This is a genomic window from Rothia sp. P13129 (assembly GCF_048512865.1).
Lineage (GTDB): Bacteria > Actinomycetota > Actinomycetes > Actinomycetales > Micrococcaceae > Rothia.
In genome coordinates, this window is sequence record NZ_JBLXYA010000003.1 from 121,952 (window position 1) to 137,343 (window position 15,392).

The following is a 15,392-nucleotide window of genomic DNA, read 5'->3' on the forward strand; positions in this document are numbered from 1 at the left end:
AACATGAGAGACACCATACTTTTAATATGTGGGGTTTAGGCGCTAAACCATTTGAGTTCGGTGACTACAGCTTGAATTTGTCGGGCTAATGCGAGATAGCCCCAGCCGTTGAGGTGAATACCGTCGGTGGCGTAGAGGGAGCGGGGGAGTCTGCCTTGTTGGTAGTCGTCGGCGTCTTCTTTGCTGTTCCACACCCCAGAGCCGTTCAAGTCGCCGTAGCGTAGCCATGGTTGTTGGGTGACTTCTCGTAGGTATTCTTGGGGGTTGATGAATGCGTTACCGTAGGTTTGACGTCCCCACTCGTTGTATGCGCGAACTGCTTTGGCGCGCCCTGAGTCGGGGCCGTCTCCATCTACCGCGAAATGCCCGAGAATGATGGTGCGTTCTGGTGCCATATCAACAGCGATTTGGGTGTGCTCTTTGATGCGGTCGAGTTCGGTGATGTTGTTGCGTCCTATTTGCACAAGGTGGTGCGATGAATAAGAAATCATCTGCTGATAAGAGGAAAATACTGAGGCTTTAGCTACTGTTGCGGGTGCGTAGCGTGGTTCTCCGGCGATGGTGCGTGTGAACGTATATGAGCCGGGTGCGCCTTTGATGGCTTGTAATGTGCCGGGGATGTCTTGAACATAGCCGGGGTAGTAGGAGGCGTCATTCCATTCGATGGCGGTAGATTCTGTTTGTTGTACGGTGACAGAACCTTCTGCGGGGATGAGGTCTTCAGGGAATTTGAGTGTCATGGTGAACCGTGGTGCACCTCGACGCGCCAGAATGTTGGTGGAGGTTTCGGAGCCTTGACCAAAGTTGAGGACGGGTACTTGAAGGTATCGGGTGAGTAGGGTGCTCAGGCGCACATCGTAACCGGCAACAACACCTTCTGTGGCTCGTGCCCCCTCAATAGAGGAGCTACCCCATAACGCTAAGGAGGGGCCTGCAATAGCCGGATAGATGAACTTCTCAGGGAAGTTGTGTGCCGTAGGTGCAGCTTGTGCGGGTGCAACACTGCGGGCTGTGAGAACAGTTGCCCCAGCGACAGCGCCACCTAGTGCGCCCATACGGAACAAACCTCGACGAGAGGACGAAAAATCTGGTGTATTGTGCATAGGTATTGCCTAAAGCACCCTTTCTATGGGTGTGAGTAGTATGTTTCGGAATGAGTTTGTCACTATACTAAGATAGTAAAAATTTTTGAGAGTGAGTGAGCGTGTCCCAAAACCCTAAGACTTCACAACGAAGCCTTATCATCCTGTCTACTATTGTACTAACGGTTTTAACTGGTTGTACACCGCCACCACAAAATTTTGAAGAACTGAAATATACTCCAGCTCAAGAAGAACACCTCAACGAACTTAAAGAGTGGATTTTCCCTCCTCACGAAGCAGAACAGGCACGCCGTAAATTTACGGCACGATGCGTGCAAGCACGTGGCGGAGTGTACGAAGAACCAGCACGAGAATACCAACTTAAAATATCTTTTGCTGGGGGACTGACAGCACAAGAAATTAGCGAACGTGGCTACCGTCCAAGCTCACAAGAATTAGCGCAAGCACACTATGATACGGCTGGTAAAGCGGCGTTCTTTGGGGATGCTCAAAATGGTACGGTTAGCACCGATTTTATGGACTATCACAGTGGGGATATTCCTCGTGACGGGTGCATGGCGCAAAGCTACCAGTATATTTATGGCACCGTTCAAGATGGCATGAATGTTGCCTTATTAGCACCTACTTTTGCGCAGACTATTCGTGATGATGTCCATCAGGATAAGGACTATCAAAAACTGGTGGAACAGTGGTCTGCGTGCATGGAAAAAGCTGGGTATGCTGATTTGCATACGGTAGAGGCTGCAGAAGATGTAGCGTCTTCTAGTACTGAGCAGCAACAAAAAGATATTGCGCAAGCTGACGCCCGATGCCGTACCGATATTAGTTATGATCAGAAAACTCATGATATTGAGAACGGGTATTATGAGGCGGTGTATCAGCGTCTTAAGCAGGTGTCTTCTCAGATTAAAAAGATTCACCAGCGAGCGTTAGAGAATGTTGCTCATGACCGTGAGAATCCTCAGAATTCTTCTCCGATTGAACAGCCTTCTCCAACACCAAGTAGCAGCATGACAGATACTACGGCACAGCCTGATACTGCCTCAGCGGGTGCTTCTGCTACTGCACACGGTTAGTGGCTCTTGCAAGGGGCGTGTAACCTCACGACATGCAACGCAATATCTCACCGATAGAGATAAGAGAACCCATAAACCTGATAAAAACCCCTAGACTTGAGACTATGCAGTACATATCGACGCGAGATACCACCCGAACTCCTGCCCGTTTTACCGATATTCTTCTTAGCGGGCTAGCACCTGATGGTGGGCTTTACCTACCCACCGAATACCCACAGCTTGATGATGCCACCTTGACCCGTTGGCGTACCGTCCTTAACACCGAAGGGTATGCGGCACTTGCTGCTGAGGTGCTTCTACTGTTTGTGGACGATATTCCTGCCAAGGATCTTCGTGCCATCACAGCCCGCGCCTACACGTACCCTAAGTTTTCTGATGAGCAGATTGTTCCTGTCTCTACGTTAGAAGACGGTATTTTCTTGGGGCATTTGTCTCAGGGGCCAACGGCGGCGTTTAAAGATATAGCAATGCAACTTTTGGGTGAGCTTTTTGAATATGAGCTTGCACGCCGTGGCGAACGCATGAGCATTGTGGGTGCAACCTCGGGGGATACGGGTTCTTCTGCCGAGTATGCGATGCGTGGTCGTGAGAACATTAACGTTTTTATGCTGACTCCTGCTGGACGTATGACAGAGTTTCAGCAGGCTCAAATGTTTGGTCTTGATGAGCCGAACATTTTTAATATTGCGCTCGATGGTGTTTTTGATGATTGTCAGGATATTGTCAAAGCAATTTCTGCTGACGCGCCGTTCAAAGAGAAGTACCGTATTGGTGCGGTCAATTCGATTAACTGGGCTCGTCTTCTGGCTCAGATTGTGTACTACGTTTCGTGTTGGATTCGCCTTACCGACCAGAACACTGAGCGTGTTTCGTTCTGCGTACCAACCGGTAATTTTGGTGATATTTGTGCCGGTCATATTGCCCGTCAGATGGGGCTACCTATTGACCGTCTTATCGTTGCAACCAACGAGAATGACGTATTAGACGAGTTTTTCCGTACGGGGCAGTACCGTGTGCGTTCTTCGGCTGATACGTATAAGACCTCTAGCCCGTCGATGGATATTTCTCGGGCATCGAACTTTGAGCGTTTTATCTTTGATGTGTTGGGCCGTGATTCGGCAAGGGTTGGGGAGTTATTTGGTACGGCTGTTGCTTCTGGCGGGTTCTGCCTTGCTGATGATGAGGCGTTCTCTGAGGTGAGTGGCCGTTATGGTTTCCTTTCTGGGAAGTCTACTCATGAGGATCGTATTGCGGTGATTCGTGATTGTTATGAACGCTACGGTGTGCTGCTTGACCCGCATACGGCAGACGGTGTGAAGGTTGCTCGCGGGCTTCGTGAGCAGGTGTCTACTCCGATTGTGTGCCTTGAGACGGCGTTGCCGGTGAAGTTTGCTGAGACGATTTATGAGGCGACTGGTACGGAGCCGGAGGTTCCTGAACGTTTTTCCTCTATTCTTGAGGCTGAGCGTCGTGTGAAGGATATGCCGTGTAGTGTTCAGACGGTGCAGGAGTATATTGTGCAGTGTCTTGGTGCTGATTTTTAGGGTGTAGTTTTTTACTTCGTGTGGGTGCGCCGGTTCGTGCTGTTTCATATTATGAAACGTTGGGTGGGTATTCTGCCATGCTACGAACCGGCGTACTACTTTAAGTAGTATGACTGAACAACGCACCCTCAACCTTGCGATTATTCCGGGCGACGGTATCGGCCCAGAAATTGTGGCACAAGCAGAACGCGTCCTTGACGCTGTTGCTACACGAGACGGTTTTACCCTCACCAAAACTACGTATTCTTTAGGTGCAGAGCATTGGCTTGCCACCGGCGAAACTCTCACTGACGAGATGTTGACGCAACTAGGTGGGCATGATGCGATTCTTTTTGGTGCGGTAGGTGCCGACCCTCGTTCTGCTCAGGTGCCTTCTGGGCTGATTGAACGTGAGATTCTCCTAAAATTACGGTTTTCGTTTGACCATTTTATTAATCTGCGCCCTTCACGACTATTTGCGGGTGTGAGCTCTCCTTTAGCTGACCCTGGTGACATTGATTTTGTGGTGGTACGTGAAGGCACTGAAGGCCCGTATGTGGGTAATGGTGGTGTGATTCGTGCTGGTACGGATGCTGAGATTGCAACCGAAGTGTCGGTGAACACGGCGTATGGTGTGCAACGGCTAATGCGTTATGCCTTTGAACTGGCGGCACGGCGTGAACGCAAGAAGCTGACGCTGGTGCATAAGAATAATGTGCTGGTGCATGCTGGCGGTTTATACACTCGCACTTTAGAACAGTTGAGTGCCGAATACCCGCAGGTGAGCGTGGATTATTGCCATGTGGATGCGGCAACTATCTTTTTGACAACTGACCCGTCACGTTTTGATGTGATAGTAACCGATAACCTTTTTGGTGATATTTTGACTGATCAGGCTGGTGCTATTACCGGTGGTATTGGGTATGCGGCGTGCGGAAATATTAATGCTTCGGGGCAGTACCCGTCCATGTTTGAGCCGGTGCATGGTTCTGCACCAGATATTGCGGGGCAGAATGTTGCGAACCCTACGGCAACGATTCTTGCTGCTGCCATGTTGTTACGCCATGTTGGGTTAGAGGATTCTGCGGTGCGTATTGAACAGGCAGTGGAGCATGACTTGGCAGAACATACTGGTCAGGCCCGTGGCACGGATGTGATTGGTGCAGATATTGTGACGGCTTTAGAGAAAATCTAGTGTTGAGTAGGTGCGGTGTGCTTTGATAGAGAGAACACACCGCATGTGAGGCACTTCGCACAGGGCGTCCTCCGCTTGTGAACGTGAAGAACCTACAACCCCTCACACGAGCAGACTAACTGCCGGTGTGGCATGAAGAATAATTTGAGAGAAGAGAAACGACGATGTCTTTAACTTTTAGTATTGAACCCAACCCTTCACCAGCTACCGAAGCTGACCGCGAAAAAGTCTTCGCTAACCCTGGTTTTGGTGACTTTTTCTCTGACCACATGGTCAGCATTGACTGGAAAGGCACATACGCTGACGGCGGCGAGTGGTCTAACGCGCGGGTGAGCGCGTACGCACCGTTGAGCCTTGACCCTGCTTCTTGCGTGTTGCATTATGGGCAAGAAATTTTTGAGGGCGTTAAAGCGTACCGTCATGCCGATGGTTCTATTTGGACGTTCCGCCCGCAAGTTAACGCTCAACGTTTGCAGCGTTCTGCTCGTCGCCTTGCCATGCCAGAACTACCCGAAGAGCTTTTTGTAGAGTCTTTGAAACAGCTGGTGAGCATTGACCGTGAGTGGGTTCCTCGCGGTGAGGGTGAGGCGTTTTATTTGCGCCCATTCATGATTTCTACCGAGGCGTATTTGGGTGTTCGCCCTGCCCATGAGGTGAAGTATTTGGTGATTGGTTCTCCGGTGGGCAACTATTTTGGTACGGTTGCGCCGGTAGATATTTGGTTGTCCACCCAGTATGCGCGTGCTGGTGTGGGTGGTACGGGTGCCGCTAAGTGTGGCGGTAACTATGCTGCGTCGTTGATTGCTCAACTTGAGGGTGAACAGCATGGTTGCAAGCAGGTCATTTTTAAAGATCCTCACCGTGATGACGCGATTGAGGAGCTGGGTGGCATGAACGTGTTCTTTGTTTTTGGTGATGAAAATAAGCTGGTGACCCCTGAGCTGACAGGCACCATTCTTGAGGGTGTGACTCGTCAGTCGATTATTCAGTTGGCGAAAGACCGTGGCATGACGGTGGAGGAGCGTAAGTTTACTCTTGATCAGTGGCGTGAGGGTGTTGCTTCTGGCGCTATTTCTGAGATTTTTGCGTGTGGTACTGCTGCGGTGATTTCTCCTGTGGGTGCGTTGAAGTCTGCTGATGGTGTGATTGCTGCCCCTGGTGATGGTGCTGCTGGTGAGGTGACGTTGAGTTTGCGTCAGGAGCTGGTGGGTATTCAGACTGGTGTGGTTGAGGACCGTCATGGTTGGTTAACACGTTTGGTATAACACCCAAAAATAGTAATAGCACCCTTCTGCTGGGGGAGGGTGCTGTGTGAGGTTTGTGGTGTGTTCTTGTGACTGAAGGGGTGGCAAGGGCACACCACATTTTTATGCGTCATATTGGTGAAAATATGTGGTGTTTTTGCTGGTGGTGGGCGATAATTATTTCTAGTTCATAATTTTGATAATAAATACATCTGTAGCATTGGTTTGTCTGGACTAGTGCTTGGAAAGAAGTAACTACGAGGGACATCCATATGAGTAAAGAATCGAACCAACCTCAAAGTGAGGAAAAACTGGAAACACTGTCTAAACTTACTAAAGTTGTTTATTCTTTTATGTCCGGTCTAACTGGTCTATTATCTTCTGGTCTTATTGTTTTTGTGTTCTTGGGTCTACAACCTCGTGAATATCCCTATTGTCTTTTACTTTTATTGGGCATAATAACAATTTTCTGTGGTGGTATTCAATGGTGTTTTCTTTCCAAAGAACCTCCTCAACAGTTTATCCAACAGTTATGTAGATACGTTTCTCCTATAGTCCTATGTATTATTTCGGTTGGTGTTTGTTTGGTAGTCTGGGCAAATACTAGCGGAATAAAGGAATGGCAGGAACTAACTCCTAATATTATTACTGGTGTTGCAGGTATTGTTGGTGGTACTTTTGCACTTTTAACGCTTATTGTGAACTATAAAACTAATGAGAAAAAACATAAAAATGACTTAAAGATAGAGAATGATAAACGTGACTATGAGACTATTAAAGCCTTGAATGAGCGTTTACATAATATTCTTGAAAACAGAAATAGCAAAGAGGAGAAAGTACGCGCATCGAGTTATTTTCAGTTAGCTGGACTGCATAAAGATTGGGAATTACTCGGGAAGAACTCCGAAATTATCAAGAAGCAACGGGCTACTCAGCAGAAGTACATTCTGAAACTTATTTTCGGCGCCTCACTCAAGGAAAAAAAACACGAGAATAATAACAGACAAGGTTCACTTCAATACCCTTTTCGTTCTAAAGATAAGGTTTCTCGTTCTTTTCTCGAAATCAGAAATTTGAATTCAGTGATTGTTGATATTTTTCCAAAGAGAACTGAAGATTCTAAAAGTATCAAAGGCGAAAACGATGATTTGGCTAGTTTAGATTTATTCGACTTTAAATATATGAATTTTTCTAAATTAGATTTTTCTGAACGTTCTTTAAAAAATATTGATTTTTCAGGAGCTGATTTTTCAGGAGCTATTTTAACTGGAACTGATTTAAGTGGCTCGTCCTATGAGAGCGCTAATCTAAGAGGGATAAAAGCTGATAAGGATACTAAATTTTAAATGGGGATTAACATGAAAAATTTTAAAAACGCAATTCTTGCTGAATCTGAACTTATTGAAGTTGATTTAACCGATGCTGATTTAACCGATGCTGATTTAACCGATGCTGATTTGACCGATTCTAATTTAACTCGTGCTAATTTAACTCGTGCTAATTTAACTCGTGCTAATTTAACTCGCGTAGATTTAACGAGCGTTACACTGGTAGATACAAATTTTGATTGTGCCGAGATAGCGGGAATAAATATTGGCGATGAGGACAGTGGCAGACACTATGCTTCAGTGCTAAACCTAGATAAAGCACGTTGGTATGGGGCGCCTGTGTGTGAAATGGTTGATAATAATAAATCTTTTTTTATAGTGGTTAAAAGTTTATCTAAGAAGAGCTTGTCTCAGCTTCTCAAGAAAAAAATAAAGTGGAATGATCTGGATTTACATGGAAGAGATTTTTCTAGTGAAATCAACAAAGACTTAAGTGGTTTATATCTAGTTAACTTAAGTGCAGAAAAAGCTAAATTAAACGGATTTGATTTATCTGACACTAAGATGTCTAATGCTAAAATGTCTGGTATTTATTTATCTGACGCAATATTGATTAAATCAGATTTAACTGGCGCAGATTTAACTGAAGCAAATCTAACTAACGTGGAATTACGTCAAGCAAGGTTGGTGAAAGCAGATTTAACTGGCGCAGATTTAACTGGTGCAGATTTAACTGAAGCGGATTTAACTGAGACAAACTTGTCAAAGGCAATTTTGAAAGATGTGGTAGCAAAAGATATAAATCTGACTTCGGCAGATCTTACTAAAGTCGATTTAACTACTGTGATACTAACAGATGCAGTTTTAACTGGGACAGTTTTAAATGGTGCAGACCTTCAACGTGCAGACCTTCAGAATATAAACCTTCAAGGTGCAAACCTTCAAGGTACAAACCTTCAGCATGCAAAACTTCAGGACACAAACCTTCAAGGTGCAAACCTTAAGCGTGCGGACCTTCAGGATGCAAACCTTCAAGGTGCAAACCTTAAGCGTGCGGATCTTCAGGGGGTAAACCTTCAGGACGCAGACCTTGAGGGTGCAAACCTTCAGGATGCAAACCTTCAGGAGGTAAACCTTCAGAGAGTAAAACTTCAAGGTGCAGACCTTCAGGGTGCAGACCTTCAGAGGGTAAACCTTCAGAGGGCAAACCTTCGGAGGGTAAATCGTCAGGGGGTAAACCTTCAGAGGGTAAACCTTCAGGACGCAAACCTTCAGGGTGCAGACCTTCAGAGGGTAAACCTTCAGAGGGTAAACCTTCAGTATGCAAACCTTCAGTATGCAAACCTTCAGGACGCAAACCTTCAGGACGCAAACCTTCAGGACGCAAACCTTCAGCGCGCAGACCTTCAAGGTGCAAACCTTCAGCGCGCAAACCTTCAGCGCGCAAACCTTCAGCGCGCAAACCTTCAGCGCGCAAACCTTCAGCGCGCAAACCTTCAGAACGCAAACCTTCAGAACGCAAACCTTCAGAACGCAGACCTCCAAGATGCAGACCTCCAAGACGCAAACCTTCAGAACGCAAACCTTCAGAACGCAAACCTTTATGAGGTAAAAGAACTTACCGCTGAGCAGCTTGCGCAAGCTCGTAACATCGAATCTATCAAAACACGAGAACCGATTTGGTTTACTAGAAGTGAATACGAAGAACCTGGCGACGAAGACGTAGACCTCGAAAACCTCATTCAAGAAGCCTTAGAAATCCAAAAACAACATAAAAATAGTCAGCCTGATACTTAGAAAATAAAACCATGTTAGAAAAAGTTCGTAAAACAATAAAAGAAAAGTACGAAAACTTTAAAGGTAAGATTAAAACTTTTAAAGAGGATATTATTCTGTGGATAAAAAAATCTTTTAGTAAGATAAAGCTGTCTTATATTTTCTATGCGTTGCCATCCTTAATTAGTGGGATTCTTATAGGAGAAATATGGTTATTCTCCAGCAGGGGTGGAGAAAATCAAACATCACGGTATGACGGGCAATTTTGGTTTAGTGACATTCGTGTCGTATGTCTTGGTGTTATAGGTTTTGCTCTACAATTATTCTTTATAAGTCAGAAAGAAAAACTAAACTATATTGGTAAAATTATTTGCTATATAGTTCCTCTATTTGCCTTTATTATTTCTATCGGTGTTTGGGTGCTCATTTGGGCAACTTATGGTGGCGATGAACAGTGGCGTGATGTGCGCTCAGAGATTATCACTGGATTTACGGGTCTTGTTGCCGCGGTAGGTGTTCTCGCAACGGTTTCAGTCAATTATAAAAATCATGAAGAAAACCGTATCTCTCAAGCAGAAAATGTAGAAAAACAGCTTGAAGAGCAGCGTAAGTTGCGAGAACAACAATATGTAACAGAACAAGAGCGGCGCGATGGCGAGACGATTAAAGATCTTAATGAGCGTTTGCATGAAATTCTCAAAAATAGGCATGATCGCGATGATGATGTACGCGCTTCGAGCTACTTTCAACTAGCGGGGCTGTACAAAGACTGGGGGCTACTGGGTGAGAACTCTGCAATTATTGAGGCTCAGCGGAAGGTTCAGCAGAAGAATATTTTGAAGCTTATTTTTGGTACCGCACCTCACGAAAACGCCGAAACTAAAAAATATGTTCAGAAGAATAGTGCTCAATTCCAGTCTTCTTTTCTTCCTAAGAAGGTAAAAGAGCATGTTAAACGTTCTTTTCTTGAGATAACGACTTTGAATTCTGTTATTGCTGATATTTTTCCGAATATTTATGACAAGGATAAGGAGTCTTTTGAGCCTTTTGATTTGCAGTATGCTAATCTGTCAGGGCTGACTTTTAGTGAAGTATTCTTTCCTCAGCGGTCTAATCTATCTAATGCGCATTTGACCGGTGCAATCCTTCAACAAACAAACTTTGAGGGTGTAAGCCTCTCGAATGTAAACCTTAAGGGTGCAAATCTTGAATCTGCAAACCTATGCGGCGCAAACCTAGACCGCGCAATCTTTAAGGACGCAAACCTTAAGGATGCAGATCTTCAAGGTGCCCACCTTTGGTACGCAGTTTTTCACAATGCTATCCTTCGCGGTGCAATCTTCGAAGAGGCATCCTTACAATATACAGATTTTGAGTGCGCGAAACTTCAGGATGCAAACCTTTATAAAGCTATAGCGCTTACTTCTCAGCAGCTTGCTCAGGCTGATGGTATTGAATCTATTGAAATCCGCAGGGATCTCGCTGGGCTTGGTCATGGCGAAGAAGACCAAGACCTCAAAAACCTCATTCAAGAAGCCTTAGAAATTCAAAAACAAAAGAAAAATATTTAGAACTAATACCTACAGGAAAATTCTAATATGAATGCTAAAACTTCTAGAAAAAATAGCCATAGAAGTAGAAAAAAATTCTTCTCGTTATCTAATATTTTTTATCTGCTTCTATCTTATGTTAGTGGAATGCTTATAGGAGGAATATGGGTATTCTCTAGTAGGCGTGGAGAAGGTCAAGATCCATGGTCTAACTGGCAGTTTTGGTCTAGTGATGATAGCATTTGGTGGCTTGCTGGTATGGGGTCTATCGTGCAGCTATCGTTGATTTTCTTCATTAAAGACCGAATTAATTATTATATTGGAAAAATTATTTACTATATAATTCCTCTATTCACCTTTATTATTTCTATCGGTATTTGGGTGCTTATTTGGGCAACCGCTGACGGCAACGAACATTGGCGTGACGTGCGCCAAGGGATTATTACTGTATTTGCTGGTCTTATCGGTGTTATCGGTGCTTTTGCAACACTCGCTGTAAACTACGAAAACCATGAACAAAACCGGAACATCACCACTGTTAAAGACCTCAATGAGCGTTTGCATGAAATTCTCAAAAACAGGCATAATAGTGAAGACAATAATGCGCGCGCTTCAAGCTACTTTCAACTAGCAGGATTATATAAAGACTGGGGACTGCTGGGGAAAAATTCGGAGATTATTGATGCTCAGCGGAAGATTCAGCAGAAGAATATTCTTAAGCTAATTTTTGGTACTGTTCCACAGGGAGAACAAGAACAAAAGAAGAATACTCGTTCTTTTCTTGAAAGAACGACTTTGAACTCTGTTATTGCTGATATTTTCCCGAAGGTCAGCGACACCGATGAAGACAAGAAATCTTTTGAACCTTTTGATTTACAGTATGCGGATTTGTCGAGGCTGAATTTTGGTAGTGTGTTTTTTCCTGAGGAGTCTAATTTATCTCATGCGGATTTAATTGTCGCAGATCTTCAGGGTGCAGACCTTCAGTACGCAAAACTTCAGGTCACAGATCTTCAGTACGCAAAACTTCAGAACGCAAACCTTCAGAACGCAAAACTTCAGAACGCAAAACTTCAGAACGCAAACCTTCAGAATGCAAAACTTCAGAACGCAAACCTCTGGGGTGCAAACCTTCAGGAGGTAAACCTCTGGGCTGCAAACCTTCAGAACGCAAAACTTCAGGTCACAGATCTTCAGTATGCAAACCTTCAGAATGCAAAACTTCAGAACGCAAACCTTCAGAACGCAAACCTTCAGAATGCAAAACTTCAGAACGCAAACCTCTGTGGTGCAAACCTTTGGCTCTCAGACCTTCAGAACGCAAACCTTCAGAACGCAAACCTTCAGGACGCAAACCTTCAGGACGCAAACCTTCAGAATGCAAAACTTCAGAACGCAAACCTTTACAATGTAAAAAATCTTACTGCTGAACAGCTTGCACAAGCGCAGAATATCAAATCTATCGAAACACGAAAATGGGATTTGTTGACTGGTGAATACAGCGAAGAAGACCAAGACCTCAAAAACCTCATTCAAGAAGCCTTAGAAATCCAAAAACAACGTAAAAATAGTCAGCCTGATACGTAGAAAATAAAACCATGGTAGAAAAAATTCGTAAAACAATAAAAGAAAAGTACGAAAACTTCAAAGAGAACCCTGTTCTGTGGATAAAAAAGGCTTTTAGTAAGATAAAGCTGTCTTATATTTTCTATGCGTTTCTATCCTCGATTAGTGGAATTCTTATAGGGGGAATATGGGTATTCTCCAGCAGGGGTGGAGAAAATCAAAAACCGTGGTCTGACTGGCAGTTTTGGTTTAGTGACATTCGGATTATATGTCTTGGTGTTATAGGATGTACTCTACAATTATTCTTTATAAGGCAAAAAGAAAAACTAAACTATATTGGTAAAATTATTTACTACATAGTTCCTCTATTCACCTTTATTATTTCTATCGGTATTTGGACTCTTATCTGGTCAAAATATGATGGAACGTGGTCAAATATCCAGCAAGGAATTATTACTGTATTTGCTGGTCTTATCGGTGCTATCGGTGTTTTTGTAACAGTCGCCGTAAACTACGAAAACCATGAACAAAACCGCAACATCCAATCTGAGATAGAACGTAAACGACGCAAAGCTGAACAAAAAATAGAGAACGCTCGGCGCGATAACGAGACGATTAAAGATCTTAATGAGTGCTTGCATGAGATTCTAAAAAATAGGCATAGCACCGATGAGAATGTGCGCACTTCAAGCTACTTCCAGTTAGCAGGGCTATATAAAGACTGGGGGCTACTGGGGAAGAACTCTGTAATTATTGAGGCTCAGCGGAAGGTTCAGCAGAAAAATATTTTGAAACTGATTTTTGGTACCGCACCTGACGAAAATGCCGAAACTAAAAAATGTGCTCAGAAGAATAGTGCTCAAGTCCAGTCTTCTTTTCTTCCTAAGAAGGTAAAAGAGCATGCTAAACGTTCTTTTCTTGAGATAAGGACTTTGAATTCTGTTATTGCTGATATTTTTCCGAAGGTCAGTGATACTGATGAGTATAAAGAGTCTTTTGAGCCTTTTGATTTGCAGTATGCTGATTTGTCGGGGTTGAACTTTAAGAGTGTGTTTTTTCCTGTGGGGTCTAATTTATCTCATGCGGATTTGACCGGCGCAGAACTTCAGGACGCACACCTTCAGGGCGCAAAACTTAGGGGAGCACATCTTCAGGACGCAGAACTTCAGAGCGCAAAACTTAGGGGAGCACATCTTCAGGGCGCAAACCTTCAGAACGCAGAACTTCAGGGCGCAGAACTCCAGGGCGCAAAACTTCAGCGCACAAACCTTCAGAACGCAGAACTTCAGGGCACAAACCTTCAGAACGCAGAACTTCAGGGCGCACATCTTCAGGGCGCACATCTTCAGGGCGCACATCTTCAGGGCGCAAACCTTCAGCGTGCAGAACTTCAGGGCGCAAACCTTCAGGACGTACACCTTCAAGGTAGAAACCTTCAGCGTGCAGAACTTCAGGACGCAAACCTTCAAGGTAGAAACCTTCAGGACGCAAACCTTCAGGACGCAGAACTTCAGGGCGCACATCTTCAGGGCGCACATCTTCAGGGCGCACATCTTCAGGGCGCAAACCTTCAGCGCGCAAACCTTCAGAACGCAAACCTTCAGAACGCAAACCTTCAGAACGCAAACCTTCAGGAAGCAAACCTTTGGTCCGCAGACCTTTGGTTCGCACATCTTCAGGGCGCATACCTTCAGAACGCATACCTTCAGGACGCATACCTTCAGGACGCATACCTTCAGGACGCAAACCTTCAGGACGCACACCTTGAGGATGCACACCTTGAGGATGCACACCTTCAGCGCGCATACCTTCAGGACGCACACCTTCAGGACGCACACCTTGAGGATGCACACCTTGAGGATGCACACCTTCAGCGCGCATACCTTCAAGACGCAAACCTTCAGGACGCAAACCTTCAGAATGCACACCTTCAAGATGCAAACCTTAGGGGCGCAAAACTTTTCGGAGCAGACCTTCAGAACGCACGCCTTTATAAGGTAAAAGAACTTACCGCTGAGCAACTGGCGAAAGCTCAGAACATCGAATCTATCCAAACGAGAGATTGGCAGTTTGGTCCGTCTGACCATAGCAAAGAAGACCAAGACCTCAAAAACCTCATCCAAAAAGCCCTAAAAATTCAAAAAGATATAGAAGAATAATCCTCCTCAAAACTCGTAGCACTATGCGCACACGCCCCAAACGCGGTAGCCTATAAACTATGCGCATTGCTCGATACACCAAAGAAGACCAACTACACTTCGGCGTCGTAGAAGGCGCCGAAGGAGAAGAAACCATCACCGAACTCCTCGGAGACCCGTTCTACCGCGGAATCGAACGCTCTAACACCAGCTACCCGCTTCAAGACGTTCGCCTACTCTCACCCATCATTCCGCGTTCCAAAATCATCGGTGCCGCCCGAAACTGGCACGACCACGCCACCGAACTCGGCAACAACACCCCCACCAGCCCGCAATTCTTCCTCAAACCCAATACTTCCGTCATTGGCCCTTCAGACCCCATCACCTTGCCAGAATGGTCCGAAGACGTCTCCTACGAAGGGGAACTAGCCATCATCATTGGGCGTATCGCCAAATCTGTAACCCCAGAACGTGTACGTGACGTCATCTTCGGGTACACCGTCGCTAACGACCTCACCGCCCGCGACGTACAACAAACCGACCTGCAATGGGCGCGCGCCAAAGGATTCGACGGCTCCTGCCCACTCGGCCCATGGATCGAAACCGACCTCGACCCAGACGCACTCTCCATCAAAACGTGGATTGACGGAGACCTCAAACAAGACGGCACCACCGCAGACATGATTTTCTCAGCCACCGAACTCGTCTGTGCAGCATCTGAAATGTTCACGCTCCTACCCGGCGACGTCATCCTCAGTGGAACACCCGAAGGAGTTGGCACCTTGCACGAAGGAAACGAAATTGAGATTGAAGTCGAAGGTATCGGCTCACTGATTAACATCGTTCGCCGCTAACACACACTGTTCGCGGTATATTCACCATCTTGTATCGAC

The 15,392-nt window shown here is 45.4% G+C and carries 11 protein-coding genes; 10 read left to right on the plus strand and 1 reads right to left on the minus strand.

All coding sequences use genetic code 11. From position 1 onward, the window contains the following. Positions 1–35: 35 nt before the first annotated feature. Entirely contained in the window at positions 36–1,103 is a 1,068-nt protein-coding gene (locus tag ACN081_RS03410) for a hypothetical protein (RefSeq protein ID WP_419103876.1), read from the minus strand. A 101-nt stretch (positions 1,104–1,204) separates the two neighbouring features. Between ACN081_RS03410 and ACN081_RS03415 the strand changes: the two genes are divergently transcribed. The 10 genes from ACN081_RS03415 (at position 1,205) to ACN081_RS03460 (ending at position 15,353) form a co-directional block, all read left to right on the plus strand. Further along, positions 1,205–2,179, plus strand: coding sequence for a hypothetical protein (locus ACN081_RS03415; RefSeq protein WP_419106957.1), 975 nt, complete (start codon positions 1,205–1,207; stop codon positions 2,177–2,179). Positions 2,180–2,283: 104 nt separating this feature from the next. Continuing rightward, positions 2,284–3,723 (plus strand): threonine synthase, encoded by a 1,440-nt coding sequence (gene thrC, locus ACN081_RS03420; protein WP_419106958.1) that lies wholly within the window; start codon positions 2,284–2,286, stop codon positions 3,721–3,723. A 109-nt stretch (positions 3,724–3,832) separates the two neighbouring features. Then, positions 3,833–4,897 carry a 3-isopropylmalate dehydrogenase gene (locus ACN081_RS03425; protein WP_419106959.1) on the plus strand — a complete coding sequence of 355 codons (1,065 nt, stop codon included), beginning with the start codon at positions 3,833–3,835 and terminating at the stop codon, positions 4,895–4,897. 164 nt (positions 4,898–5,061) lie between these two features. Further along, positions 5,062–6,162, plus strand: coding sequence for a branched-chain amino acid aminotransferase (locus tag ACN081_RS03430; protein ID WP_419106960.1), 1,101 nt, complete (start codon positions 5,062–5,064; stop codon positions 6,160–6,162). A gap of 251 nt (positions 6,163–6,413) precedes the next feature. Further along, complete coding sequence (locus tag ACN081_RS03435) at positions 6,414–7,487, plus strand: pentapeptide repeat-containing protein (protein WP_419106961.1); 1,074 nt, start codon at positions 6,414–6,416, stop codon at positions 7,485–7,487. Positions 7,488–7,499: 12 nt separating this feature from the next. Beyond that, the gene (locus ACN081_RS03440) at positions 7,500–9,266 is read left to right on the plus strand and encodes a pentapeptide repeat-containing protein (protein WP_419106962.1); all 1,767 of its coding nucleotides are present in this window, start codon (positions 7,500–7,502) and stop codon (positions 9,264–9,266) included. Positions 9,267–9,277: 11 nt separating this feature from the next. Continuing rightward, on the plus strand, positions 9,278–10,816 hold the full coding sequence (locus tag ACN081_RS03445) for a pentapeptide repeat-containing protein (RefSeq protein WP_419106963.1): 1,539 nt from the start codon (positions 9,278–9,280) through the stop codon (positions 10,814–10,816). Between the two features lie 237 nt (positions 10,817–11,053). Then, complete coding sequence (locus ACN081_RS03450; protein WP_419106964.1) at positions 11,054–12,382, plus strand: pentapeptide repeat-containing protein; 1,329 nt, start codon at positions 11,054–11,056, stop codon at positions 12,380–12,382. 11 nt (positions 12,383–12,393) lie between these two features. Next, positions 12,394–14,520 carry a pentapeptide repeat-containing protein gene (locus ACN081_RS03455; protein WP_419106965.1) on the plus strand — a complete coding sequence of 709 codons (2,127 nt, stop codon included), beginning with the start codon at positions 12,394–12,396 and terminating at the stop codon, positions 14,518–14,520. Between the two features lie 59 nt (positions 14,521–14,579). After that, positions 14,580–15,353, plus strand: coding sequence for a fumarylacetoacetate hydrolase family protein (locus ACN081_RS03460; protein WP_419103870.1), 774 nt, complete (start codon positions 14,580–14,582; stop codon positions 15,351–15,353). The last annotated feature ends 39 nt before the right edge of the window (positions 15,354–15,392 follow it).

Bases quoted from the DNA above. Each gene is read 5' to 3' on its own strand.
- ACN081_RS03410 (WP_419103876.1), bottom strand. From the start codon at position 1,103: ATGCACAATACACCAGATTTTTCGTCCTCTCGTCGAGGTTTGTTCCGT.
- thrC (WP_419106958.1), top strand. From the start codon at position 2,284: ATGCAGTACATATCGACGCGAGATACCACCCGAACTCCTGCCCGTTTT.
- ACN081_RS03425 (WP_419106959.1), top strand. From the start codon at position 3,833: ATGACTGAACAACGCACCCTCAACCTTGCGATTATTCCGGGCGACGGT.
- ACN081_RS03430 (WP_419106960.1), top strand. From the start codon at position 5,062: ATGTCTTTAACTTTTAGTATTGAACCCAACCCTTCACCAGCTACCGAA.
- ACN081_RS03435 (WP_419106961.1), top strand. From the start codon at position 6,414: ATGAGTAAAGAATCGAACCAACCTCAAAGTGAGGAAAAACTGGAAACA.
- ACN081_RS03440 (WP_419106962.1), top strand. From the start codon at position 7,500: ATGAAAAATTTTAAAAACGCAATTCTTGCTGAATCTGAACTTATTGAA.
- ACN081_RS03445 (WP_419106963.1), top strand. From the start codon at position 9,278: ATGTTAGAAAAAGTTCGTAAAACAATAAAAGAAAAGTACGAAAACTTT.
- ACN081_RS03450 (WP_419106964.1), top strand. From the start codon at position 11,054: ATGGGGTCTATCGTGCAGCTATCGTTGATTTTCTTCATTAAAGACCGA.
- ACN081_RS03455 (WP_419106965.1), top strand. From the start codon at position 12,394: ATGGTAGAAAAAATTCGTAAAACAATAAAAGAAAAGTACGAAAACTTC.
- ACN081_RS03460 (WP_419103870.1), top strand. From the start codon at position 14,580: ATGCGCATTGCTCGATACACCAAAGAAGACCAACTACACTTCGGCGTC.